Annotated in this window: 30 protein-coding genes and 1 tRNA gene; 3 read left to right on the plus strand and 28 right to left on the minus strand. The window is 54.9% G+C overall.

Annotation, left to right across the window (positions count from 1 at the left end; genetic code table 11):
- Nucleotides 1-219: 219 nt before the first annotated feature.
- The gene (gene mug, locus ADJ24_RS02670; protein ID WP_023309229.1) at nucleotides 220-726 is read right to left on the minus strand and encodes a G/U mismatch-specific DNA glycosylase; all 507 of its coding nucleotides are present in this window, start codon (nucleotides 724-726) and stop codon (nucleotides 220-222) included.
- Nucleotides 727-851: 125 nt separating this feature from the next.
- Here mug and ADJ24_RS02675 point away from each other — a divergent pair.
- A tRNA-Ile gene (locus tag ADJ24_RS02675) sits at nucleotides 852-927 on the plus strand.
- Between the two features lie 70 nt (nucleotides 928-997).
- On the opposite strand, the gene ADJ24_RS02680 is transcribed toward ADJ24_RS02675, so the two are convergent.
- The 25 genes from ADJ24_RS02680 to ADJ24_RS02795 form a co-directional block, all read right to left on the minus strand.
- Complete coding sequence (locus ADJ24_RS02680) at nucleotides 998-1,198, minus strand: ogr/Delta-like zinc finger family protein (protein ID WP_023309230.1); 201 nt, start codon at nucleotides 1,196-1,198, stop codon at nucleotides 998-1,000.
- Nucleotides 1,199-1,265: 67 nt separating this feature from the next.
- Nucleotides 1,266-2,420, minus strand: coding sequence for a phage late control D family protein (locus ADJ24_RS02685; protein WP_023309231.1), 1,155 nt, complete (start codon nucleotides 2,418-2,420; stop codon nucleotides 1,266-1,268).
- Entirely contained in the window at nucleotides 2,417-2,881 is a 465-nt protein-coding gene (locus ADJ24_RS02690) for a phage tail protein (RefSeq protein WP_023309232.1), read from the minus strand. Before ADJ24_RS02690 ends, ADJ24_RS02685 begins: the two co-directional genes overlap by 4 nt.
- Nucleotides 2,882-2,892: 11 nt before the next feature.
- Entirely contained in the window at nucleotides 2,893-5,172 is a 2,280-nt protein-coding gene (locus ADJ24_RS02695; RefSeq protein WP_023309233.1) for a phage tail tape measure protein, read from the minus strand.
- Nucleotides 5,165-5,284 (minus strand): GpE family phage tail protein, encoded by a 120-nt coding sequence (locus ADJ24_RS02700; RefSeq protein WP_023616176.1) that lies wholly within the window; start codon nucleotides 5,282-5,284, stop codon nucleotides 5,165-5,167. Before ADJ24_RS02700 ends, ADJ24_RS02695 begins: the two co-directional genes overlap by 8 nt.
- A 32-nt stretch (nucleotides 5,285-5,316) precedes the next feature.
- On the minus strand, nucleotides 5,317-5,625 hold the full coding sequence (locus tag ADJ24_RS02705) for a phage tail assembly protein (protein WP_023309234.1): 309 nt from the start codon (nucleotides 5,623-5,625) through the stop codon (nucleotides 5,317-5,319).
- A gap of 56 nt (nucleotides 5,626-5,681) precedes the next feature.
- Nucleotides 5,682-6,200: a phage major tail tube protein gene (locus ADJ24_RS02710; RefSeq protein ID WP_023309235.1), complete on the minus strand. Its 519-nt coding sequence runs from the start codon at nucleotides 6,198-6,200 to the stop codon at nucleotides 5,682-5,684.
- An 11-nt stretch (nucleotides 6,201-6,211) separates the two neighbouring features.
- Nucleotides 6,212-7,399 (minus strand): phage tail sheath protein, encoded by a 1,188-nt coding sequence (locus ADJ24_RS02715; protein WP_023309236.1) that lies wholly within the window; start codon nucleotides 7,397-7,399, stop codon nucleotides 6,212-6,214.
- 125 nt (nucleotides 7,400-7,524) lie between these two features.
- The gene (locus ADJ24_RS24760) at nucleotides 7,525-8,163 is read right to left on the minus strand and encodes a tail fiber assembly protein (RefSeq protein ID WP_023309237.1); all 639 of its coding nucleotides are present in this window, start codon (nucleotides 8,161-8,163) and stop codon (nucleotides 7,525-7,527) included.
- Nucleotides 8,163-9,920 carry a phage tail protein gene (locus ADJ24_RS25445; RefSeq protein WP_023309238.1) on the minus strand — a complete coding sequence of 586 codons (1,758 nt, stop codon included), beginning with the start codon at nucleotides 9,918-9,920 and terminating at the stop codon, nucleotides 8,163-8,165. Before ADJ24_RS25445 ends, ADJ24_RS24760 begins: the two co-directional genes overlap by 1 nt.
- An 11-nt stretch (nucleotides 9,921-9,931) precedes the next feature.
- Nucleotides 9,932-10,462, minus strand: coding sequence for a phage tail protein I (locus ADJ24_RS02730; RefSeq protein ID WP_023309239.1), 531 nt, complete (start codon nucleotides 10,460-10,462; stop codon nucleotides 9,932-9,934).
- Nucleotides 10,455-11,363, minus strand: coding sequence for a baseplate assembly protein (locus ADJ24_RS02735; RefSeq protein WP_023309240.1), 909 nt, complete (start codon nucleotides 11,361-11,363; stop codon nucleotides 10,455-10,457). Before ADJ24_RS02735 ends, ADJ24_RS02730 begins: the two co-directional genes overlap by 8 nt.
- Before the next feature lie 5 nt (nucleotides 11,364-11,368).
- On the minus strand, nucleotides 11,369-11,719 hold the full coding sequence (locus tag ADJ24_RS02740) for a GPW/gp25 family protein (RefSeq protein WP_023309241.1): 351 nt from the start codon (nucleotides 11,717-11,719) through the stop codon (nucleotides 11,369-11,371).
- The gene (locus tag ADJ24_RS02745; protein ID WP_032645069.1) at nucleotides 11,716-12,357 is read right to left on the minus strand and encodes a phage baseplate assembly protein V; all 642 of its coding nucleotides are present in this window, start codon (nucleotides 12,355-12,357) and stop codon (nucleotides 11,716-11,718) included. The genes ADJ24_RS02740 and ADJ24_RS02745 overlap by 4 nt, the downstream gene beginning before the upstream one ends.
- A gap of 112 nt (nucleotides 12,358-12,469) precedes the next feature.
- Nucleotides 12,470-12,937 (minus strand): phage tail protein, encoded by a 468-nt coding sequence (locus ADJ24_RS02750; protein WP_023309243.1) that lies wholly within the window; start codon nucleotides 12,935-12,937, stop codon nucleotides 12,470-12,472.
- Nucleotides 12,900-13,145, minus strand: coding sequence for an Rz1-like lysis system protein LysC (lysC, locus tag ADJ24_RS25450; RefSeq protein WP_196238647.1), 246 nt, complete (start codon nucleotides 13,143-13,145; stop codon nucleotides 12,900-12,902). The genes ADJ24_RS02750 and lysC overlap by 38 nt, the downstream gene beginning before the upstream one ends.
- Nucleotides 13,033-13,458 (minus strand): Rz-like lysis system protein LysB, encoded by a 426-nt coding sequence (lysB, locus tag ADJ24_RS02755; protein ID WP_023309245.1) that lies wholly within the window; start codon nucleotides 13,456-13,458, stop codon nucleotides 13,033-13,035. The genes lysC and lysB overlap by 113 nt, the downstream gene beginning before the upstream one ends.
- On the minus strand, nucleotides 13,455-13,964 hold the full coding sequence (locus ADJ24_RS02760; protein WP_023309246.1) for a lysozyme: 510 nt from the start codon (nucleotides 13,962-13,964) through the stop codon (nucleotides 13,455-13,457). The genes lysB and ADJ24_RS02760 overlap by 4 nt, the downstream gene beginning before the upstream one ends.
- Nucleotides 13,948-14,169 (minus strand): HP1 family phage holin, encoded by a 222-nt coding sequence (locus ADJ24_RS02765; protein WP_023309247.1) that lies wholly within the window; start codon nucleotides 14,167-14,169, stop codon nucleotides 13,948-13,950. The genes ADJ24_RS02760 and ADJ24_RS02765 overlap by 17 nt, the downstream gene beginning before the upstream one ends.
- Nucleotides 14,160-14,363, minus strand: coding sequence for a tail protein X (locus tag ADJ24_RS02770; RefSeq protein ID WP_023309248.1), 204 nt, complete (start codon nucleotides 14,361-14,363; stop codon nucleotides 14,160-14,162). The genes ADJ24_RS02765 and ADJ24_RS02770 overlap by 10 nt, the downstream gene beginning before the upstream one ends.
- A gap of 179 nt (nucleotides 14,364-14,542) precedes the next feature.
- Entirely contained in the window at nucleotides 14,543-14,983 is a 441-nt protein-coding gene (locus tag ADJ24_RS02775) for a DinI-like family protein (RefSeq protein ID WP_023309249.1), read from the minus strand.
- Between the two features lie 109 nt (nucleotides 14,984-15,092).
- Complete coding sequence (locus tag ADJ24_RS02780) at nucleotides 15,093-17,282, minus strand: replication endonuclease (protein WP_023309250.1); 2,190 nt, start codon at nucleotides 17,280-17,282, stop codon at nucleotides 15,093-15,095.
- Between the two features lies 1 nt (nucleotide 17,283).
- Complete coding sequence (locus ADJ24_RS02785) at nucleotides 17,284-17,505, minus strand: TraR/DksA family transcriptional regulator (protein WP_023309251.1); 222 nt, start codon at nucleotides 17,503-17,505, stop codon at nucleotides 17,284-17,286.
- The gene (locus tag ADJ24_RS02790; protein ID WP_023309252.1) at nucleotides 17,505-17,732 is read right to left on the minus strand and encodes a DUF2732 family protein; all 228 of its coding nucleotides are present in this window, start codon (nucleotides 17,730-17,732) and stop codon (nucleotides 17,505-17,507) included. The genes ADJ24_RS02785 and ADJ24_RS02790 overlap by 1 nt, the downstream gene beginning before the upstream one ends.
- Before the next feature lie 68 nt (nucleotides 17,733-17,800).
- A complete protein-coding gene (locus ADJ24_RS02795) occupies nucleotides 17,801-18,139 on the minus strand; it encodes a DUF5347 domain-containing protein (protein ID WP_023309253.1) in 339 nt (112 codons plus the stop codon).
- Nucleotides 18,140-18,366: 227 nt separating this feature from the next.
- Between ADJ24_RS02795 and ADJ24_RS02800 the strand changes: the two genes are divergently transcribed.
- Both ADJ24_RS02800 and ADJ24_RS02805 read left to right on the plus strand, forming a co-directional pair.
- Nucleotides 18,367-18,942, plus strand: a complete 576-nt coding sequence (locus ADJ24_RS02800) for a phage repressor protein CI (protein ID WP_023309254.1) — start codon at nucleotides 18,367-18,369, stop codon at nucleotides 18,940-18,942.
- Nucleotides 18,943-18,944: 2 nt separating this feature from the next.
- Complete coding sequence (locus ADJ24_RS02805) at nucleotides 18,945-19,955, plus strand: phage integrase (RefSeq protein ID WP_023309255.1); 1,011 nt, start codon at nucleotides 18,945-18,947, stop codon at nucleotides 19,953-19,955.
- A gap of 96 nt (nucleotides 19,956-20,051) precedes the next feature.
- On the opposite strand, the gene ADJ24_RS23835 is transcribed toward ADJ24_RS02805, so the two are convergent.
- Nucleotides 20,052-20,375 carry an SEC-C metal-binding domain-containing protein gene (locus ADJ24_RS23835; RefSeq protein WP_049223365.1) on the minus strand — a complete coding sequence of 108 codons (324 nt, stop codon included), beginning with the start codon at nucleotides 20,373-20,375 and terminating at the stop codon, nucleotides 20,052-20,054.
- Between the two features lie 2 nt (nucleotides 20,376-20,377).
- Complete coding sequence (locus tag ADJ24_RS24905) at nucleotides 20,378-21,121, minus strand: DUF6602 domain-containing protein (protein ID WP_334783617.1); 744 nt, start codon at nucleotides 21,119-21,121, stop codon at nucleotides 20,378-20,380.
- Between the last annotated feature and the right edge of the window lie 36 nt (nucleotides 21,122-21,157).

Raw genomic sequence — 21,157 nt, forward strand, 5'->3', positions numbered from 1 at the left:
CCAGGGTGGTGGCGACTGAGCCACCCTGGCACGTTCACAGGTCATGTCGTGACAGAGTAGCAAGGAACATAAAGTGAACGGAATGACCACCACGGCCGTATATTCCCCTCACCCTAACCCTCTCCCCGGAGGGGCGAGGGGACTGTTCCGTGCTGCCATAACGTTGTGGGGATCCCTCAGTCATGTGGGGAGAGGATGAGGGCATCAGGCCGCAGAGGATTAAAGCCCCCGCACCATCAGCGCCTCATCCAGCTCCCGATACGCCTCTACCAGCTTATCCAGCGTCGCCCTGTTGAGCCCGCTCGGATTTGGCAGCACCCACACCTGCGTAACGCCAATCGTGATGCTCTGCTTGCCCCACTGCGTTCCACGCTGGCTAAACGCCTGCTCGTAGGCCTGCTTGCCGAGGATCGCCAGCGCGGCCGGCTGATAATCCTCTATCTTCTTGATCAGCTCCCGTCCGCCGCTGCGCAGCTCATGCAGGTTGACCTCGCTCGCCTGGACCGTAGGCCGCTCGACCAGCATGGTGATCCCGCAGCGCGTGTCCAGCAGATGCTGTTCCTCTTCCGGCTTGAGCAACCTGTCGGTAAACCCGGCCTGATAGATCACCTTCCAGAAGCGATTGCCCGGATGGGCAAAGTGAAAACCGGTGTGCGCCGAGGACTTGCCCGGGTTGATTCCGCAGAACACCACCCGCAGGCCTGGGGCCAGAATATCGTTGATCATCTTTACTCCCGCTCGATACATCGTCAGGGAAGTATAAAGGATTGATTATGCGTTGTTTATAAAAACAGCAGGCAGGTGTGAATGGCTGGATTGCTGCGGGGAGTTACTTTATAATTCACCGCCACGGCCCCTTAGCTCAGTGGTTAGAGCAGGCGACTCATAATCGCTTGGTCGCTGGTTCAAGTCCAGCAGGGGCCACCAAATTTTAGCTGTAAAATCATATGATTAAGCCACTCGACTGAGTGGCTTTTTTATTGGTTTTTTTGAGCAGCTAACCGTGGTTCAGCGAAGCCGTTTGGACACGCTCAGAGGCGCCCGGGGTCGCAATCAGGCGCTCCACGGACTCCATCGTCACGAACGTACAGCTGCAGTCCACATTGGTGCACTGGTGATAGCGCTCTTTGGTATTTTCACTTAGATAGCGACTGGTACGCGCATGCGCAGAGTGCTTGCACTTAGGACAATGAAACATGTACCCCTCCACTTGATTCACATTTTGTGAATCAATAATACCCAAAATAAAACCAATAGCAACTACATTACTCACTATCAACAGTAAATTTTTCGTCGCTGACGTTCAGCTCAAGCTTAAGCTGCGTGGTAAATCCGCTATCGTTGAGGGTATGCACCACCTCGCTGATGATCCACGCCTGCTCGTCGATGACGCGTTTAAAACCGTTTACCAGCACCGGCGTTTCGGGGAACAGATCGGCACGTCCCAGGGCAAGCTGGATGGAAAACTCTACGGTTCCCCGCTGAAGCGCGCGCCACTTAGCCTCTGCGGCCCTGAGCGCCTGCTCTTCAGAGGCATAAACCGTGGTTAGCTCAAATACGTTTTCCGCCGATCCCACCAGCCTCTCTTGCGGTTTCTGCTCCTTGCCTGCTGCTCCCGCTACCGGTGCGGCGGCATCCGGGTGCTGCAGTGCTTCTGTCTGCTGCCCTCCGGACTGACGATTAATACTCAATTGAGGATTTTGTTGTTTGGGGTCACGCGTTTGCAGCCATTTGGCCGTTACGCCGGAATAATTTTCACGGTCAGCTATGGAAAAAAGGTGCTTATCTCCATCCCCACGTTCAATCATCATTAAGGATAGCGGAGTGCCGCTGGCCGTCACGGCCTGGCCCGCTTTCATAAAGATAATCTTCCCGGCTTTGATTGAAACAAATGCTCCATTACGTTCAGCAAGGCGGGAGAGGAACGCCGCGTCTGTCTCCTGAGACTGGTCAATATGAGAGATGGCGATGGATGCAAACCCCGACGCGACGCTGGCGGTCAACTGGTTACGCTGAGCGATGGTATCGACTATCGCGCCAATCGTCGTGTCATGCCACGACTGTTCGCGTCGCACGTTTAGCTTTCCACGAAAATCTGCGCTGAATCCCCGGATGGTCAGCGTGTCCGGCGCGCCCCGGAAATGAATCGCATCAATCGTAAAGTCCCCTTTCTCCTCGAGCGGGGTTCCCTCCCATCCCAGCCATAAGGACAGCCTTGCCCCCCGGGCAGGCAAGTCCAGCAGCCCGTCGGAATCATCCAGCAGAATATCCAGCTGATCGGCTTCCAGCCCCCGTTTGTCGGTCATGGTCAGGCTGATAAGACGATGGCTGAAATTTTGCGTGATATCACGATCCTCAAGCTTAAGCATAAAATCAGGGGCGATTTTTCCACCCGCCCGGATATTCATTTCGGTGATCATCCCACCAGCCCTCCAATGCTATTCCGTGCGCTTTCCACCAGCTCTGAGGCCTGCGTTCGCAGGTCGCCAAACGTCGTCATCAGCGATTCGTCCACGCGTTTTAGCGACAGGGTAAACTCAATTTTTCGGGCGGTACCGTCACTGTAAAAATCCGAATGCGTGTGCGTGACTTTCTCAATGACAAACATGCCGTGAATGATGCCGGTACCGTCTATCAGCGGCCATGCCCGCCCCTCATTTGCCATCAGCTCAACCGCCTTGAGCGAAAGCCGCCCTCCCGTGAGTTCCGGGTAAAGTAAGCCGGAGAGGCTAAAGGATGTCTCACCTTCGCCAAGGTACTGCCAGGCTTTGGGTTTCCCGATGCGAGCGCTGGATGCCCAGCGGTAGTCTTTTGTGAATATCATTGACTGATACGGTAAGGTTCGTCGTTCAAAGACAAACAGACCCAGCACCATTAACATTTTCTCTCTCCTCAACTATACATAAAGCTGGATTGCTGCCGTCTCGCTTTATCCTGTTCAATATTATCTATCGTCTCCCGGATTTGACGCGTCAGATCCGTTCCGGAGGCCGTGCCCCCCTGCAGCGTGATGTGATATTCGCTTTTACTCTGATCGACGTAAGAGCGTCCTCCAGTAGCGATGGTCGGCTGATACCCCAGGCTGCCGCCAGAGATCCCCGCGCCTGGAATATAAGCGCTGCCCGACGGTGAGGATGCCGCTTCTGCTTTTGCCGCAGCGGCGTCGAGATCGCCCGACTCGTTTTTGATAATGCCGAGCTTCTCCAGCAGCCAGCTGGCCTTGCCGCTCAGGCTATTAAAGAGATCAAGCGGTGCCATTAACGCATCGCCCAGCGCCTGACCAAAAATCACGCCAGCGTTTTTACAGCCATCCAGCGTTTCCTGCGTCGCCTTGATCGGCGTAATCAAGTCGGTGAACCATTGCCAGATACCGCCCAGCTTCTCCGAGATAGAGTCAAACACCGCCATCACCGGTGAGAACAGCGCCCCCAGCGGTGCGAAAGCCGTCGAAAGCCCTTCCATCACCCCGCCAAAGAAGGCGCTGATGGGCTCCCAGTATTTAAAAATCAGTAAGGCTCCGGCAGCAATCGCCGCGCCAAGGGCAATCACCGGCCAGCTAAGCGCGCCCAGCACCGTCATGATGGCGCCGCCCACCACGCTGAATACCGTTCCCAACATCCCGGCCGCGGTAATAACCATATTGACGCCCGTCAGAACCGGGCCGATGACCGTGCCTACGCCACCCAGCACGCCAGCAAACGCCTGCGCGCCGACAACGATGCTGGCGAGGGTCTGCGTCAGCTCAGGGTTGGCATTCACCCAAAGGGAGGCCGTGCCAAGCCAGCCGGTTGCGGTTGTTATCAGGTTGCGCAGAGCGCCATCCGCTTTATCAAATACATCAATCTTCAACCCGTTCCACGCGGCCTGGAATCGGTTGATATCGCCGTCAAGATTATCGGTCTGCACGGAAGCCGCGAGCGCGGTACTGCCCTTTGCCCCCTGCAACTGCTGGCGTTTTTCATCAAGCGATCCATCACCCGCAGCGGAAGCCAGCGCCCCCGCGGCTTTTATGGCATCCGGAGTCTGAACATGGCGCAACATCGCGCTGAGCGCGTCCCCCGCGGCAGCGCCTTTCATTCCTTTTTCTGCCAGAACGCCCAGCAGCGCGGTGGTCTCTTCAAGCCCCATACCGGCGGCATCCGCAGCGGGCGCAGCAGAGGTGACGGCCGCCACCATCTCAGCGAGGCTGGTATTCGAAGAGGTAAAACCGCGCGTAAGCACATCTGCGATGCGTCCCGCATCCGTATCGGCCAGGCTATACGCGGCCTGCGTGCTGGCGATCATATCGGCCGCTTTAGCCGCGTCGACACTCCCCGCCAGGCTGAGGTTGACCGTTGGCGCGGTGGCCGCAAGTAGCCCATCGGCGTCATAGCCTGAACGAGTCAGTTCGGTTTGTGCCCGAAGGACCGTATCTGCAGGTACTCCGGTCCCGGCACTGACGTCCCGCGCCTGCTGGCGAATCGCCTCAAGCCGGGAATCCCCCTTCGCCAGGCCAAGGTTTGCCTGAATGGCCGACATCTGCTTTTCAAAGCTGATGCCAGGGGCGATAAACCGGGACGTCTGGTCAAAGCCCGCTTTTGCGATGCCCACGCCCGTATTCGCAAGCTGACGCACCCGTGCGGTAACGCGTTTGCCTGACTCGTAGCGATTCTGAACGGTACTCAGCCGCTCCTGCTGCTGATTGACGCGGGCCAGCGCATCCCGCTGTCGGTTAAGCTGCTGCGTTTTTTCGCTGATGTGACTTTTTAAACGACGTTCATCCGACGAGAGCGTGCGCGTGTTCACTCCCGCCTGAGCGAGTTCAGTACGCTGACGCTGTACCGAGTAGCGTAAGCTGTTGTACTCATGCTTCAGGTCGACTGCCGATTTTCGGGCTGCAGTCAGCGCATCAGCCTGCGCTTGGGTGGGGTTTTGCGTGTTTTTAAACTGTACCGCCAGCGCCGCGGCCTGCTGTTTCGCCTGAGCAAGCGACTGCTCCGTCGTGGCGAGCCGGGCATTTGCTTTTCTGAAGCCGTTAATACGCCCCGCCTGCTCATCAAGCGCCCCCAGCGCCGTCTGCGCATCGCGGATATCGCTCGCGAGAGTGAGGCTGGCGTTCTGGAGAGCGTTAAGCGGTCGGGTTGCCCGGTCGACTGCCTTAAGCAGCTCCTGAAGACTGACATTATTACTCATGGTGGTTTCCGCTTCGCTGTAGCGCTTTTTCGCGCCATAAGAGGAGTTCGGTCACGCTAAGGGAGTACAGTTCTGACGGCGGCCAGTGAAAAATCACCGCAATATCCGCCATCAGATCGTCGACCGACACATTTTCGGGAAATTTCAGCGAGCCGAAGCCGGTGACAAAAAACCGATCACCTTACCTGCAAAAGAGAGCAGATCGCAGGCGTCCAGGCGCGCAACCTCATGCTCGGTCAGCGCTGGGGAGGTCATTCGCGGCAGCACCTTAATCAGCGCATCAACGTCAGATTGCGCCAGCGACGCCAGCGATACGCCGCGCAGGGTCCCCGCATTGGGTTTTGCGACGGTCACCTTTTCGATTTTTTGCTCGCCGCGCTGAACGGGGCTATCAAGCGTGACGATATGTGGGTTTTCACTTTCGTTCATGGCGGTCTCGTTGATATTTTCCATTTCGTTACTCTTCTGAAAGTTAACTCACCGGCCGGTCATCCCGGCCGGTTAAAGGGTTACAGGCCGATGGCCTTACGGTGTTCTGCCAGGCGATCGACGCCATCGACTTTGAGCACCATGTTGATGATGTCGATTTCGATGATCTCTTTGCCATCAATGGTCAGCTGGTAGTAAGCGCACTCGGTGGACATCTTGGTGGTGCCGCTCTCGCCCTGCTTGTTTTCACCGCCATCAAACTCTTTATGACGGCCGCGCATGACGATTTCGACGGCGGAGATTTCGCCGGTATCATCGCGCTGATAAGAGCCGGTAAAGCGCAGCGGCACGCTGTCCGCGCCCGGAGAGGCATACTGCGCCCACAGGGCGGCGTCCGGCAGACCTCCGACGGTCCACTCCAGCGCCAGGGCATCATCGTCCAGGCCGAGGTCGACAGAGACCGAGCCCGGCATACCGCCGCCGCGATACTTCTCCAGCTTGCGGGTAAGCTTCGGTAGGGTCACAGACTCAACAACGCCCATATAGCTCAGGCCATCGTTGAACATATTCAGATACTTAAGTTTGCGTGGTAACGCCATGCTTCAGCTCCTTAGCTGTTAACCGAATCTGACAGGTCTGCCAGATAGGTATCGGTGATGCGCTGGCGCAGGGTCAGATTTTCCAGCGGCGGGACAGGGGTGTAGTCGTAATCGATATACAGTTTCCCCGCTTTCAGGGTGGTTGCATCGTTCGACTCAGGGTCATACCAGCAGGAGCCGTCGACGATATAGCCGTTGGTTTTCAGCTCGCGGAACTTGGCGTTAATACCGGAAACGATGTCGCGAATAAGCGTTGGCGTGATGGGTTTATCCATCGCCCACGCGTGCGCTTCCGCCATGGTATCGGCCAGCACCTGTGCGGTACGGGTGTAGTTTTCAAAGACGAATAACGGATCGTCTGAGCAGGTACGGTTCCCCCAGAATTTGAAGCCGTCGTTGCGAATCAGCGTAGTGACGCCAGCCTGGTTGAGCAGGTTCGCATCGGTAGCCTGTTCCTGCAGATCCCAGGAAACAGAAGCGCTTACGCCCGTAACGCCGTTGACGCCAACGTTTGACAGGGTTTTATGCCAGCCGATTGTCTGGTCGATTTTGGCGCGCAGGCCAAGCGCACGGGCGGTAGCCCAGGCCGTCGTCGTTGCGTTCGTGGTGGTATCCCATGCCAGAAAATCAGGATGGATAACCATCAGCTCGCGCTGGCTGAAGTTTTTGCGGTAGTTGATCGCTTCAGAGATGGTTTTACATCCCCATGCGCTGACATAGCCGAACGCGCGCAAGCTCTGGCACATGGCGGCCAGTGCGGTCGCCACTTCCTGAGAGTCCAGCCCCGGCACGCCGAGAATACGCGGCTTAACGCCGGTCACCGTTTTCGCCGTGAGAAGCGCCTTCAGGCCGGTATATTTACCGTTTTCATCAGTAGTACCGATGATGTTGGAAACGGTCTGCTTGCGCGCCTCTTCCGGGGTTTCAGCGGTGCCTTCGGCCACGCGAACAACAACGACAACCGGTTTGCACTGGTCGGCGATCGCCTGCAGAGAAGCGGACAGCGTCCCCGCCTTGCCGGCTTTCGCAATCGCGTTTTGCACGTTGGTAATGAGCACGGGCTCGTTTAAAGGAAATGTCTTGTCGTCAGCATCGCTGGCCGTACAGACCATGCCGATGATTGCCGTCGAGACGGTGGAAATGGTGCGGGTGCCATCGTTGATTTCGATAACTTCCACGCCGTGGTGATAATCGCCCATCCGGTTAACTCCTTCGTTTAGTGGTGAGGCTATTGTCTGTGGAGCGCGCGATTGATGCGACGTATTGGGGTTGGGGAAAGGATTACACAACAAACGAAAAACCCTCCGGAATGGAGGGTTTGGGTTTAGTCAGGCAATGGCACGATCTTGCTGACTCCTATCTCTGTATCAGGTAATGGAGGCCAGTCAGGTTTACTCACGTCAACACGGCTTAATAACACACGGAATTTTTTCCACGTCTGCAGCTTCGCAGCGTCTTCCTCGGTCGCCATATCTAGCTCAATCGCATCCTGAAGCATGGTAATCGCATTATTTGCCTGAGTTAACAGTTCCAGTTTTTTTCGTTGTGCTTCTGCCCGATAATCCACCGGAGCAAGGATTATCTTCCCGCCATCAAAAATAAACGCGCCACCTAGCGCATTATTTCCAGCATTTGTGAATTCATCAGGCACATTGTCTGCCTCGACTTCCACGACAATCTGATTAATAGGAAAAATAGCGCTAGCATCGTAAGAAAAGTGAATAATCTCTTTTGATTCTGGATTAAAAGATATCTTAAGCGTTTCTTTTGAAAGCGTCTTTAACCAACGATACCAATCATTGCCATACTCATCTTTCAGAAAAACAATATTCACCCCAGGAGATTTCGCAATGTAATATAGCTCAAGTTCCTCCTGTGAAAGTTTAGCCACTTTGTCAGCACTATACTCTCCCCATTTGTGTAACGGGTTATATTTTTCGAATACACCTGATTGCATTGTCATTAAGCCACCCACGCTGTGTACCAGTTTCCACCGATGTTATATTGAAGGGAGCGATATTGTACCGCTGTGTAATTCGTTTTTTGCTGCACAGCAGTGACTACTGTCCCGTTAGGCGCATATGCAAATTCATTATCATTATTTCCGTTTGTCGCGACTCCCAGCGATGCAAGCCTGAGCCCTCCTTGCAGGAAATTTGCTATAGTCCATGCAGACGACGCAAAACTCCCCTGAACCCATGCGGTTGTAGCATAAGGGCTCAAGTCCTGTTTTGGCGGCGGGTTGTTAGGCGAATATACTCGCACACCGGGAGTGTCATACAGCCCTGCAGCAGATTGAATAAATCCATCACTACTGATATTGCGATTTGAGTGAATATCAGCGAGCGCACCTAAGTAACCACCTGCAACGACACTTCCGTCAGGAGAGATATTAAGTGAAGGGCCACCTCCACCGCGCAAGCGAAGCACTTTATCATCACCAGCGTAAACAAGTCCTGCCTCTTGATTATCAGCTCTAAAGAACCAAAGATGCTTATTGTTTTCGCCACGGATAAAGATTGCATTTTGAGAAAGTTCAGTCGCGCCATTAAATGCTCTTATTGAACCGGGCGTCGTAACTGTTTTACTGCCGGAATCATATTGCACAGTGCTAAAATATCGCCATCCAATGTTAACACCATCATCTTCGCGAATGGCTAGAACCTGTATCGAATTTGTATAGCTTACAAATTGAATTAAAGGCCTATTAACCCTTCCTCCCTGCGCCGGGCTAGTCGCACAAATAACCTTAATATAATAATAGTCTTGATTCAGAAACGGTGGGTTGTTAGTGCATCCACGTACATCAATAAACAATGCTTCCCCTACAACAAATGGGTATGTCGCAAAATCAAGCACCCCATGATTACATTCGGATTTAAAATTCCCTTTATATCCTACCGGAATTAATGCCCCTGTAGCATTCTCAGCTATGTTTCTAAAAGCAGCATCGCCGAGGCTGTTTTTCAGCGTTTTAATATCATCGCTGACCGCCTTCACGGCCTTTGGTGTGGCCGCAAGAGATTCAAACGGGCTGTCGGTTGCGCTGCTGAGCTGGACGATACCCTTTTGCGCCGTGGTCGCGTCCTGAGCCGTGTATTTTCCGGTTGCAAGATCATATACCGCCTTAACCGCTTTCGACGTCGCAGCGAGCGTCTCAGACGAGCTGTCGGTTGCGTTACTGAGCTGTGTAAACCCTTTATCCTTTGTCGTGGCATCAGGATGCCTGCGTGACTCCTCATGCTCTGCGAGCTTATCGTCGACATAATCCTGTGTTGCCATGACCAGTGAGGTATCTATCGAAAGCTCGATTGAGTCGATGTTGCTCACCATAACCACCATACGTACGGTCTGTGCTCGGCCTGACCCTTCGGCCAGCAGCGGCTTATAGCTTTCCGCCATGTTACCGACGGCAATCAGCGTGCCGGCATCATCGTAAAGCCCCATTTCTCGCATCCAGAAACCGCCGGTTTCTGGTGGAATGAGCAACTCCGCGATCACATAATTTTGATTCTTGTTGTCCTGGCTGATTTTGTTTAGCTCATGACGCCAAACCTCATTGACGAGTTTTGTCTGACTGGCATCGGGCACCGGTAATGCCCCCCCACCGTCACCCACGGCCATCGCGGTAAAATTCACTTTCTTCTTGTTCGGGACGGTCGCGGCAGCCAGTTTTTCGGCACCGGCTTTGGTGATAACCGTTTTATATTTCACTGTCATTCTGCTCTCACTTATCCGGGATAAACCGTGATGATGTCGCCGTCATAGCTCAGGGCACCGGTATAGAGATAACCCGGAATGTCCTGGATGATATTCAGGCCAATAAGGTGGCGGCTGGCAGGCTTCGCATCGGCGATAAGCCTCTCCATTTCGTAATACATTTCCTCGGTGATGCCCGTGTCTAACACGCCGATATCAAGGCGGAAGGTGCCGGGCGGATCGTTGGTTTGCCACCACTCGGTGACGTTAATCAGATAGCCAAGCGGCTCCACCACGCGACGCACGGCGCCAATCGTTCCCTTGTGGGCATGAATAAACCACGCCGCGCGGATGACATCCCGCTTGGTGGCCTCGGGCCAGTTCTCATCCCAGCGGTCAACCGAAAACGCCCACGCCAGCCAGGGCAGCAGATTCGCCGGGCAGGTGTCCGCATCCCAGAGATGGCGCAGCGGAACGGGCGTATTTTCGATGTCCGCGCATGCGCGCGCCGCAGCGACCTCAAGCGCCGATGAGCCAACCGGTAAAAGGAGGGTATTACTCATCGTTACCCCCCACGGTTACGCTGTAGTGGCTGCACCATGAGGCCTGAGTTTCATCAAGCACGATGTCAGCCGCGGGTGCGGTCAGCTCCACCCTCTGCACCCCTTCAACGTGAAGGGCGGCGTAAATGGCGGACTTGCGGATATCGCGTCCAAGCCGATGCTGGGCCGTAATATAGGCCTGTAGCCGGGCCCTTGCCGCGTTGACTACCGGCTCACTTTCGGGACCGGGAAAAAGGAAAAGCGATGCTTCAATGCTGTAGTCAACTATTTTGGCCGACTGGACGGTCACGCGGTCGGCGACGGGCCTGACGTCCTCATCGTTCAGCGCATTGCGAACAACGGCGAGCAGTTCCTCAGAGGCCACGCCGTTATTCTCCCGAGAAAGGACTGAGATCGTGACGTTCGCCGGCTGTGGGCTGATTACGGAGATGTCCGCCACCCGGCCATCTGCACTGCGACCATGGAACTGATACGCGCCCGTCGAACCGGCCACGCTAAGCCCTTCCGGCGCCTGCTGGATGCGCAAACGAAAATCGGTATCGGACTCCATCACGGCCGGAGTGGGCGGGAACGTGGAGTCATCGGCAGGAGTAATGACCAGACGCGCAAGGTTAGCGTTTGCCCCAATCTGGTCCAGATCGCTGCCTGCGGCATAGGCCAACATAACTGCACGCGCAGCCTCATTAACCCGCTGGCGCCAGATGACTTCCCGGTAGGCATTCTCCTGAAGCAGCTTCACAATCGGCTCGGATTCCAGCGTCAGCGTCCGTGCAATCGCTTCTCGCTCCTCTTCCGGATAGAGGGAGACAAAGGTGGCCTTTCGTTCTGCCAACAGCGTTTCATAATCCACCTCCTCCACGACATCAGGCGCGGCGAGCTGGCTCAGATCAACAATAGCCATAGCGTTTAACTCAGTGAAATGGTGATAGAAAAGGATTGCCCGGAGGTCGGGCGCGTGCCGGTGATATCGACATACAACGTCCCGTCGTTCTCCGAACGCTCGAAAGTGATGGCCGTCAGGCTTATCCGCGGCTCCCATTTCTGGATGGCGGAATAACAGGCGGCCATGATCTGCAGGCGCAGCGCCGGACTCTGCGGCCTGTCGATCATCGCCGCCAGCAGCGAGCCGTAATCCCGCCGCATGACCCGTGAGCCAATCGGCGTAACCAGAATGTCGCGCACGCTCTGCCGGATGTGTTCCGCCTCTGAAATGCTCAGCCCGGTCTGCCTGTTCATCCCCCTGTAACGCACCGTCATTGTGTCCCCTTAGTCCAGCTTCCGCCGCTTTGCACACTGCCGTGCGCGTGGTTATCCACCTGCACCCCGTTGGAGGTGAATTTACCGCCGGAATGCTCAATATTTCCGGCCATCACACCGCCCTTCTGCACTTCAAGAGAGGCTGTAATTAACCTGTTGGTACACACCACTTCAGGCGTATCCAGCGTGATGCGGGACGTTGACGTCACCCGCACCTCCGGCACGGTGGCGGTCAGCGATTCAGAGGCGGTAATGTCGGCCGTTTTAATGCCTGCAACCGTCAGCGCCCCGCGCCCGGGTTCGTACTCGATCACCGCGCCGTCAGGGAACGAGACGTGGAACGCGTCAGGTGACCCGGACGGCGCCGGATGGTCGTCAGAGAAAATGCCGGGCAGCACAAAGGCGGTATCAAGCTCGCCGCCGATGGCCAGCAGCAGCACCTGTTCCCCCTCGGAAGGAGCCCACCAGACGCGCGAACGTCCCGCACGACAGGTTAGCCAGTTCAGCCAGGTGGTTTTCATCCCGCCGGTCTGGACACGACAAAGCCCTCTGTTGAGGTCAACATCGGTCACAACACCGATACGAATAAGATTGCGGATCGCGCGAGCGATGCCGTTCATGGAAGTTAATGTATTCATGAGAAGAGAATGCCGTTCAGGAGGAACGGCAGCAACGAGACGGGGTTTTCTGCGGGATGATACAACAAGCGGTCCAGACGGCAGGCGCCAGGCGGCCTTCAGCGCGGGGAAATTAGTCCTCCCACTGGCTGACCAGCTCACCGTTGATGTACAACGCCTTCGGACGCGTGACGGGCTCAGGCAGCGGCGGCTCGGGGGAATACGTCGCGTGCAGAGCGCCCTGCTCCTGGGAAACAAGAATACGCTCGGTTAATTGCACGCTGATGGTGATATCCATCGTATCGTCATCGTTTAAGACGACCGCGAAGGTGTAGCCGTTTTTGCGTCCTTCATCGAGGGTAAAAATATCCGGCTGGTTTTCCCGAAGCCAGGCCAGCACCGGGACGAAAAATCCCTCGCTGTCGCCGGTGAAGCCGCTGACCTTCGCGTTCAGCGCATACCGCTTTTCAAAGGAGAGCGAGGAGGCCAGTCGGGCGTCAATATTGCCGCCTCCGACCGACATCTGCAGGCGCTCCGGGTTGGCATTGAGTTGGGGGATCGCGTCAATTAATGCCTGACGCAGGCTCTTGAGTTTGTGCATCGAGTTTATCCTGACAGTCTTTGATGGTTTCAACCTGCAGCGCGCAGGCGATAAGGGCATATTCCAGCCTGCGAATATCCGCGCTGAGATCGCCGTTAGTGGCGGGTTCGCTTCCCGGCATCGGGCAGCTGCTCACCTTCGGGCAGGCGTTGTAAACAATGTGCTGCGGAGGCGCAGGCGGTGCGGGTGTGCAGCCTGCGGACAGCATCAGGCAGCTGAGCGGTATACCAGCGGCGTAACGCTTCATTTTCATTGAGTAATCTCCCGATAGTCGCTTCCCGTCTTGCCCTTTCCTCACCCGCAGTAGCAAGCTCCTCACGGAGCCTGACCTGGGCATTTTCATTTGCTCTGGCAATCCGCTGCGACAGGGACAGCTGCTGGTTAAGCGTGGCGAGGGCCGTTTTTTGCTCGCTGGCGACCCGGTTGGCCGTGGCTAAGGAACGCGACAGGTTCAGGTTGTCATGACGAAGCCACAGCGTGATGGCCAGCAGCCCGGCCAGCGCCAGCATGAGCGTTCTCATGGCAGCCCCTTCATGCACCAGGCCTTCTCGCGGACGCGACGGTTTTCCAGACCGGCATTTTTGACGCCGTTGACGTACACCCAGCGGGTAAGCTGCCCGCATGCCTGCGGCCACTGTTTACGTTTGATAAAGGACACCAGCGTCGAACGGCAGGCGGCGCCTGCGCCGACATTAAAGGTAAAACTCACCAGCGCGTCATAGACCCGGGGCGGCATCTCCACCGGCGCACACGCCGCCAGACGCCGCTCAACGTTGAGCACATCAGCGACCAGATTTACCGCAGCCTCACGCTCGGTAATGTCCCGCGTCGGCACAACGTTTGCCGTGTGGCCAATGCCGGACGTCCATACGCCGGCGCTACACCGGTAGGGCGAGAGGCGACATCCTTCGAGATCGGCAATCAACGCCAACCCTTCCGGGGACGTTTTCAGTAATTGAAAGTCAGGCATCAGCACCGCCAGGGCCAGCACGCCGGCGACGCTGCAACGCTTAATGATTGAGTTCACGAATGCTCTTCTTATCGAGGCCAAGAGACTGGAGATAGCGCCAGGTTTTTCGCTTAAACCAGTAATTCGTTAATGCGGTAAAAATGGCGCACAGACTCCCCACGTACAGCGCGACTTTTTCAGGAGACATCGCCCCGAACCAGGCCAGCGCCACGGCCAGCCAGTAGGCGATAACCGTGGTGATTTTCTCCAGGCTCAGTCCCATAGGTTTACGGATTCTTTTGTGGGGGCGCTATTCACCTCCGGCATCTCTACCGGCGTGCCGTGAGGCAAGATAACGCCTAACTCCGCGAGGCCAGGATTGGCCTTCAGAACGGCTTCAACGACGCCAGCCGTGCGCCCATAAAAGCGGGCGCAAACGGCATCAAGCGTGTCCCCCTGCATTGCATAGATTTTCATCAGACGCTCCCAACATCCGGTTTCCAGGTACCGTAGAGTTTCCCGGGCCAGCAGGCTTTTCGCTATCGCTGGCAGATGGACAATCGCAGGCACAACAGATCGTCCGCGAGCGGCGAAGCGTGATTCAGCGGAAGCGCAAAACAGGAATGAGGGTGTTGGTACGGGCGATGACGCCGGGGCTAGCGCCAGCTCTCGTCTTCCCAGACTTCCCGGAGGATAGCGTCCAGCGCCTCGCGATCGGCTTCTTTTTCAAGCCCCTGGAGCTCGACCCCCGTCACCGATCCGATTTTCACGTTCACCCGCGATGACGGAAACAGGGATCGTATTCTGCGGGTCAGTTCGCACTGAAAGGCCTCCACGACGGCATGGCCAATCTGCTGATCTTTATCGAGAGTAATGTTCACCCGAACGTTGCCCCCTTTTTTGATTCGTTCCGGAACAGGCGATGCTGAGAACACAACGGTAAATGCGTTGTTCTTGATTAAATTTCCCCGCGCAATCTCAGCAATCAAATTCAGGGCAATCTCACGATCTCTTTCCTGACACGTTCCTTCCGTCGTCAGTCGCGCAATCAGCTCGACTCGTTCAATCATGACCTGCTCGTTCAACTCTCTGTCCACACAACCTCCACCACGAGATACTGTATAAACATACAGTAGCACGTATTCATAAAAAGAGTGAAGCGAAAAATCAGAACCCTTCACGGTATGTACATGATATGGATGGAGATTAGCGGGCTCTCTGAGCGAAGAGATCCGTTAAATACCCAATACGTTCAAGGATTTTCCGCGCCTTTTGCTGGTAAGAACACGGTGCCGGAAATAGCGATCCGTCAGCTGCGCCCCTGCACCATTTATCGTTAAAGCGGCTGATGCCTCCCGCCATCAGATGCAGGGCTTCTGCCCGGCTGATGGCTATCCCAGTGACGAGCCGTATCTCATCGATCACCTTCTCCGGTACGCTGTTCTGCGGGTCGCTCGCGAAGACGACGGGCGACGACGCGCCAGGGCGGATGAATTTGATGCGTTCGGTTAACGCCCGCCTCGCACGTCGGCTGAGGGGTTGAGAAAGATCGGTCTGCGTACAGTTATTGACAGAACTCCGAGAGGATACGGGCACATCCTTAAGATCCGCGGCCCGCTTCGGCACAATTTTCCACTGCGTGAGTCGGGTTAAAACTGGGCTGCCCGCGCCAACGGCGGAATCGTACACGCCGCGGATGCGGACCGTTTCCTCGCCATACTGGTTAAACCCGGCGCGCGGCTCATACAGCGTGCGCACCTGTAAATTATCGCGACGCACAAACGGCCCGCCCTGCGCAGTAACGTAACCCGCCCAGTCCCCGGCGTCGGCAGCCTCCTGGACGGCGGCAAACTCAACGCTCAGACCGCGCGCGGCCTCGGTATCCACCAGACGTCGCAGCTCGCGGTAGACCGTTACCGGCGCGCCGCCGATGAACTGAAACTGGCGAATGTGCCAGCGCCCTGCCCAGGCCGACACGGCGGACGCCGTCTCCTTCAGCAATCCACCGCTTTCGCTATCGGTCTCGCCATCAAGCGCATAGCCGTCGATATTCTTTGAGATGTATTTGGCGATATAGCCGGTAGCGCTGCCTTTCTGCGGATCGATCGCGTCCGCGTGAAAGCGCGCCTGTCTGGCGCTTTCGCTCTGCAGCTCAGCGTTCTCCTCCTGCCGCGCGTAGTCCCCGATAATCCTGCGAATGCATTCGACGTCTTCCGGCAGCATAAACATCAGCATGTGCCAGTGGGGCGTACCGTCGTGATGGGGTTCCGCAACGCGGATACCAAAGATACGGCGCCCGTCCCGGTGCAGTTTTGCGCGGATACGCGCCCACAGGCGGGTAAAGTAGATTTGCGTATCCGTCGGGCTGGCCCCGTTCCACTTCGCGTTGGGGAAGCCTGATTTCAGCGTCGCGTGATACTGCGCGGGCGCGGTTAAGGTATAGAACTCGCCCACGTAGCCCAGCGCCTCACAGATATTTTCAAACCCGCGGATGCGGGTCATCAGTTCACAGCGACGTATCGCCGGGTTGGCCACCGAGCTATCGTATTTTTCAATCAGGCTGATGCGGTTTCCCTCTTCATCTTCCAGCTCCATGCCCTTGAGAAATTCGCGCGTGCGGCGCTTCTGCTCGCGCCACTCGGTCACGCAGCGTTTGCTCGCATACGCCGCTCTCCGTTTGCTGACGTTGCCGAGGGCAATCTGCAGATGTTCGCGCCAGGCAGCCGCGACCCGACGCAGGCGCCCGCGCCACCACGCCTCGGAAAACATGCGGATCACCGCCGCGGCAACGTCATCTTTGTTGAAAAATGTCTTCGACACCCGCTCCCAGTGCGGTGGCGACACGTTGAACTGTCGGGCGATCAGTCCGGCGCGCTGATACCAGACGTACAGCGTCTGGTATTCGCCCATTTCAGCATCGTTAATATTCGCCAGCTCGCCGCGAATAAAGCTGGCGATATCTGCGGCCAGCAGGTCGATGTCCGCGCGGGACATATCCGGAAGGCGGTTATAGCGGGCCACCAGTTCGACCATCCGCGAGGCGAGGTATTGCAAAAGCTGAGTGTCGAAATGGCCGTCGAACACGGCCCTGGAGACTTCGTCGTGCAGGCCTGTGCAGGCATAGCGATCGGAGACCCGCCGCAGGCGAGGTAACATCCTTTTGCAGAAGCGGATCAAAAAGGCGTTAGCCTGCGGGCTGCCCCGATGCTGTTCGAGGGCGTCAACCGTGCGCCAGATTTCGAAGCGTACGCAGTCGGGCTGCTGTGAAAGGGCAATTCTTGCCTGCTGCAGCGCCGCGAAAAGGCGATCGCGGCGCTGCTGTTGGGCATGGGTGAGATAAGGGCTGGCAATGGCCGACCGTGGGGCGTTCCACGGATAAGCAAATGACGTAGCCAACTTACCCTCCCCGGACGTGTTTATTTTTCATCTCTGCGATCTCCTGGCAGGTCACGCACAGGGCTACGCCGGGCACCGCTATTCGGCGTGCCTCCGGTATCGGCGCCTCGCAGTCCTCGCAGAGGAAACGCGAAGGCGATACGGGTCGTCTGCGGGCGCGATTAATGTACCGCTCTCTGTCCTCCTGCTCGCGCGCCTGCGCAAGATCGATAAAATCGGCCATCAGTGCAGCTCCTGGGATTCGCGCTCGTAGCGAGCCGCCTCGTGGCACAGCAGTTCGGCAACGTCTTCTCCGCTCATACCGGTTTTGTAGATATGGCTCGCCAGCGCCTCCAGACGCAGGGAGACCGCGAGGGCTCGCGCGCATCGTTCCTCTGTTTTTGCCTCTGCCAGCAGGCGTTTCAGTTCTTCACTTCCGATCGGATAAGGGCGGTTTTCACTGTTTCGCATCACGCGTTCTCCTTAATTTCAGGCAATAGGGTGCCCGGCGGGTTTACGCCATTAGTTTTTGGGTTGGGTTATAGCGGCATGGTCAGCCGTTCAGGGAATAAACTCACAACAGCACGAAAATGGTTCATGGCGTTAATTAGCGCCCGTTTCTCTTCGGTCGTCAGCTCGCTGATATCGCACTCGTGGCGGGAGACGGGCAATCTCGCCAGGAAAAAGAGGGCGGCCAGCGCCCTGCTGTTCTCCTCAAAACAGGGATCGCGCTTATCGCGCATTTCAGCCATAAACCGCGCCAGCTCTTTTCCGCTATCGTTCCCGTATCGGGCGCGCAGTTCAGCGACGTGGTTAAGCCCGCTAAGACGCGCTCCCACGCTAAGTGGAACCCTTGCACGGGCAGCTTCTATCGCCATATCTCCCCTCGCGTAAATTCATGCACGCTAGTGCGCTGAAAACGGGCACAGCACGGTATTTTCCGCCGTTTGATGATTGCGATTTCAGATGCCATGCTGCATGATTCCCATTTTGATAATGTCTGCAATCATTAGCCTCTGTTTGCCAACGTCTGCCGCTGATTGCCCGAATTTGTAATGATACTAATACCCAAATGAGTATTAGTAAACACCTAAAGGAATATATTTTGATTTTAGATTCTCAAGTGAATAATGAAGAGTTACTCGATAGAATCTGTCAGGTATATGGTTTCACGCAGAAAATCCAGCTGGCCCGGCACTTTAATATCGCCGCCAGCTCGCTTCAGAACCGCTACGCGCGCGGTACCGTCTCTTACGACTTTGCGGTTCAGTGCGCGCTGGACACCGGCGCCAGCCTTCGCTGGCTGATGACCGGACAAGGCGCGCAGTTTGAAGGTAACCCCGCGCCGGGCGATCCGGTTTCGGTTTCCACATTCACACTGAGTGATGGAAGGCTGGAAGAAAATACCACTTTGAGTATCGACTCTGGTTTCTTTAGCAAGCCGCTGGCTCGCGGCATCGCCGTTCGGGCGGAGGGGAAGCTGCACTTTGTTGAAAAAGAAGCATCGTTAACCGACGGCCTGTGGCTGGTTGAGATTGAAGGCACCGCCAGCATCCGCGACCTCACGCTGCTGCCGGGTAAAAAGCTCCACGTGGCGGGCGGCAAGGTTCCGTTTGAGTGCGGTATCGACGAGATAAAAACGGTGGGTCGCGTGGTGGGGATTTACAGCGAGGTTAATTGAGGGTGGGTCGTGAGAATCCTACTGGCGGTTGGATTTGTGAGCTCTACCCAAACGGTGCAAAAGGCAAACGTATCAGAAAGAAATTCGCTACAAAGGGCGAGGCTCTGGCATTTGAACAGTACGCCGTTCAAAACCCGTGGCAGGAAGAAAAGGAAGACAGGCGCACGTTAAAAGAACTCGTTGATTCATGGTATAGCGCTCATGGTATTACATTGAAAGACGGCTTGAAGCGCCAGCTAGCCATGCACCATGCTTTTGAGTGTATGGGCGAACCACTTGCACGCGATTTCGATGCGCAGATGTTTTCCCGCTACCGCGAAAAACGGTTAAAAGGCGAGTACGCTCGTTCAAACAGAGTGAAAGAGGTATCGCCTCGCACGCTTAATCTTGAGCTGGCCTACTTCCGGGCTGTGTTCAATGAGCTAAACCGCCTCGGAGAATGGAAGGGTGAAAACCCACTGAAAAACATGCGCCCATTCCGCACAGAAGAAATGGAAATGGCCTGGCTGACTCACGACCAGATTTCGCTACTGCTCGGAGAGTGTAAACGGCATGACCACCCTGATTTAGAAACTGTGGTAAGAATTTGTCTCGCCACTGGCGCACGGTGGTCTGAGGCTGAGAGTCTGAAAAAAAGCCAGCTTGCGAAATACAAAATCACCTACACCAACACAAAAGGTAAAAAAAACCGTACTGTTCCCATCAGCAAAGAGCTCTACGAGTCACTGCCTGATGATAAAAAAGGTCGATTGTTTAGTGATTGTTATGGCGCATTTCGGTCTGCACTGGAAAGAACAGGCATCGAACTACCGGCAGGACAACTTACCCACGTTTTGCGCCACACCTTCGCCAGTCACTTTATGATGAATGGTGGCAATATTTTGGTCTTGCAACGCGTACTCGGCCATACCGACATCAAAATGACGATGCGATATGCGCATTTTGCTCCTGACCATCTTGAAGATGCAGTAAGACTTAATCCATTGAACAAGACCTCTGCGGTAATGGAGTAGAGGTAATTAAAAATTATAGGCGCACTGATATAGTGCGCTTATGACCTTGAACATTTAATAAGGTTACAAAAGTGACAATGTCTATGCTATAAAATATCAAACCTCATTGTATGCACCACATCCATTACAACGAATGACAATGTTATGAATATTAACTTTTGGTACCCCAATAACAAGTTGAGATTTACACCCCCCACATAGCAACGCTAATCCGACCTCATAACCTGTTATAGCAACGGTACCCTCTCCTTGATAAATAAAAACAGTCCTTGTATCCGGGTCCGGCTCAGGAATAACCTCTAGAGTTATCGTCTCCTTAATCTCTGGAACTTCAGGTCTCTTAATTTTTGGTTCATGGCACTCTTTGAAAAGTAAGCCAGACTCACAGGGACAAAGTTCATTTGGATCAATCTTAGCCATATTTACTCTCTCACAATGGCCAATGGTAAATTTGGATCGATATATCGCCCGATATCAGGAACATTCAATTTCATTCGAGTAAGCATAATTAGTAGATAAGTAAAAAAACGGCCAAAAGATTGGTCTTCCATACCCTCTTTAACTATACGTAAAACAATCTCATCATTTTCCTCACTATTTACCTGCCCCTTATGCGCCGTTAAAACCAAATTAACAAACTCATCTGTATCTAGGAGTAAATCTTTTTCCCCTTTTGTTAGATTAACTTTTTCATAACGAAGCACACCTTTGCCAAGAACACATATTAGATTACAAAAATAATTTACATCATGTACAGCCTTGCTGTGCGCCATCCAATTTTCTTTTAGAGAATCCAGAGAATTACCAGAAATATTAAATCCAAAAACAATACCAAATGGCCTAGATGCCCTATGAACTGTTGCGTATTCTCTAGTAGCAATCACCCCTAAATCTCTCGGCGCTAGTTTTTTGAATGAGGTTATTTTATTGGCTGCATCATCAAACTCACTTTTTGATAGAGTTGATTTAACTTCGATAATACCATATACCCCTTCAACAGGAAGGATTGATGTTTTCCCCGCATAAAGTACTGGGCAATTAACGGCATCATAAATTATGATATCAATAGCATGGGAGCGTAAACCTTCTTTTGTAATTACCTCTCCTTTGGTCACACCATATCTTTTTGGCAAATGAGTTTTGAGAAAATCCAGGCTTTGTTGAATAAATCAGATTTCGGGTAAGTCTCCCCCGTAGCGGGT

Source organism: Enterobacter sp. 940_PEND, from assembly GCF_001059415.1.
Classification (GTDB): Bacteria; Pseudomonadota; Gammaproteobacteria; order Enterobacterales; family Enterobacteriaceae; genus Enterobacter; species Enterobacter cloacae_M.

Bases quoted from the DNA above. Each gene is read 5' to 3' on its own strand.
- ADJ24_RS02735 (WP_023309240.1), bottom strand. From the start codon at position 11,363: ATGGCTATTGTTGATCTGAGCCAGCTCGCCGCGCCTGATGTCGTGGAG.
- ADJ24_RS24760 (WP_023309237.1), bottom strand. From the start codon at position 8,163: ATGACAATGCAATCAGGTGTATTCGAAAAATATAACCCGTTACACAAA.
- ADJ24_RS02750 (WP_023309243.1), bottom strand. From the start codon at position 12,937: ATGCACAAACTCAAGAGCCTGCGTCAGGCATTAATTGACGCGATCCCC.
- ADJ24_RS02690 (WP_023309232.1), bottom strand. From the start codon at position 2,881: ATGTTAATGGTGCTGGGTCTGTTTGTCTTTGAACGACGAACCTTACCG.
- ADJ24_RS02765 (WP_023309247.1), bottom strand. From the start codon at position 14,169: ATGGGACTGAGCCTGGAGAAAATCACCACGGTTATCGCCTACTGGCTG.
- ADJ24_RS02715 (WP_023309236.1), bottom strand. From the start codon at position 7,399: ATGGGCGATTATCACCACGGCGTGGAAGTTATCGAAATCAACGATGGC.
- ADJ24_RS02770 (WP_023309248.1), bottom strand. From the start codon at position 14,363: ATGAAAATCTATGCAATGCAGGGGGACACGCTTGATGCCGTTTGCGCC.
- ADJ24_RS02785 (WP_023309251.1), bottom strand. From the start codon at position 17,505: ATGGCCGATTTTATCGATCTTGCGCAGGCGCGCGAGCAGGAGGACAGA.
- ADJ24_RS02680 (WP_023309230.1), bottom strand. From the start codon at position 1,198: ATGTTTCATTGTCCTAAGTGCAAGCACTCTGCGCATGCGCGTACCAGT.
- ADJ24_RS02740 (WP_023309241.1), bottom strand. From the start codon at position 11,719: ATGACGGTGCGTTACAGGGGGATGAACAGGCAGACCGGGCTGAGCATT.
- ADJ24_RS02700 (WP_023616176.1), bottom strand. From the start codon at position 5,284: ATGGCGGATATTGCGGTGATTTTTCACTGGCCGCCGTCAGAACTGTAC.
- ADJ24_RS02685 (WP_023309231.1), bottom strand. From the start codon at position 2,420: ATGATCACCGAAATGAATATCCGGGCGGGTGGAAAAATCGCCCCTGAT.
- ADJ24_RS02695 (WP_023309233.1), bottom strand. From the start codon at position 5,172: ATGAGTAATAATGTCAGTCTTCAGGAGCTGCTTAAGGCAGTCGACCGG.
- ADJ24_RS02730 (WP_023309239.1), bottom strand. From the start codon at position 10,462: ATGAGTAATACCCTCCTTTTACCGGTTGGCTCATCGGCGCTTGAGGTC.
- ADJ24_RS25445 (WP_023309238.1), bottom strand. From the start codon at position 9,920: ATGACAGTGAAATATAAAACGGTTATCACCAAAGCCGGTGCCGAAAAA.
- ADJ24_RS02795 (WP_023309253.1), bottom strand. From the start codon at position 18,139: ATGGCGATAGAAGCTGCCCGTGCAAGGGTTCCACTTAGCGTGGGAGCG.
- ADJ24_RS23835 (WP_049223365.1), bottom strand. From the start codon at position 20,375: ATGGCTAAGATTGATCCAAATGAACTTTGTCCCTGTGAGTCTGGCTTA.
- ADJ24_RS02790 (WP_023309252.1), bottom strand. From the start codon at position 17,732: ATGCGAAACAGTGAAAACCGCCCTTATCCGATCGGAAGTGAAGAACTG.
- lysC (WP_196238647.1), bottom strand. From the start codon at position 13,145: ATGCTGTCCGCAGGCTGCACACCCGCACCGCCTGCGCCTCCGCAGCAC.
- ADJ24_RS02745 (WP_032645069.1), bottom strand. From the start codon at position 12,357: ATGAATACATTAACTTCCATGAACGGCATCGCTCGCGCGATCCGCAAT.
- lysB (WP_023309245.1), bottom strand. From the start codon at position 13,458: ATGAGAACGCTCATGCTGGCGCTGGCCGGGCTGCTGGCCATCACGCTG.
- ADJ24_RS02705 (WP_023309234.1), bottom strand. From the start codon at position 5,625: ATGGAAAATATCAACGAGACCGCCATGAACGAAAGTGAAAACCCACAT.
- mug (WP_023309229.1), bottom strand. From the start codon at position 726: ATGATCAACGATATTCTGGCCCCAGGCCTGCGGGTGGTGTTCTGCGGA.
- ADJ24_RS02710 (WP_023309235.1), bottom strand. From the start codon at position 6,200: ATGGCGTTACCACGCAAACTTAAGTATCTGAATATGTTCAACGATGGC.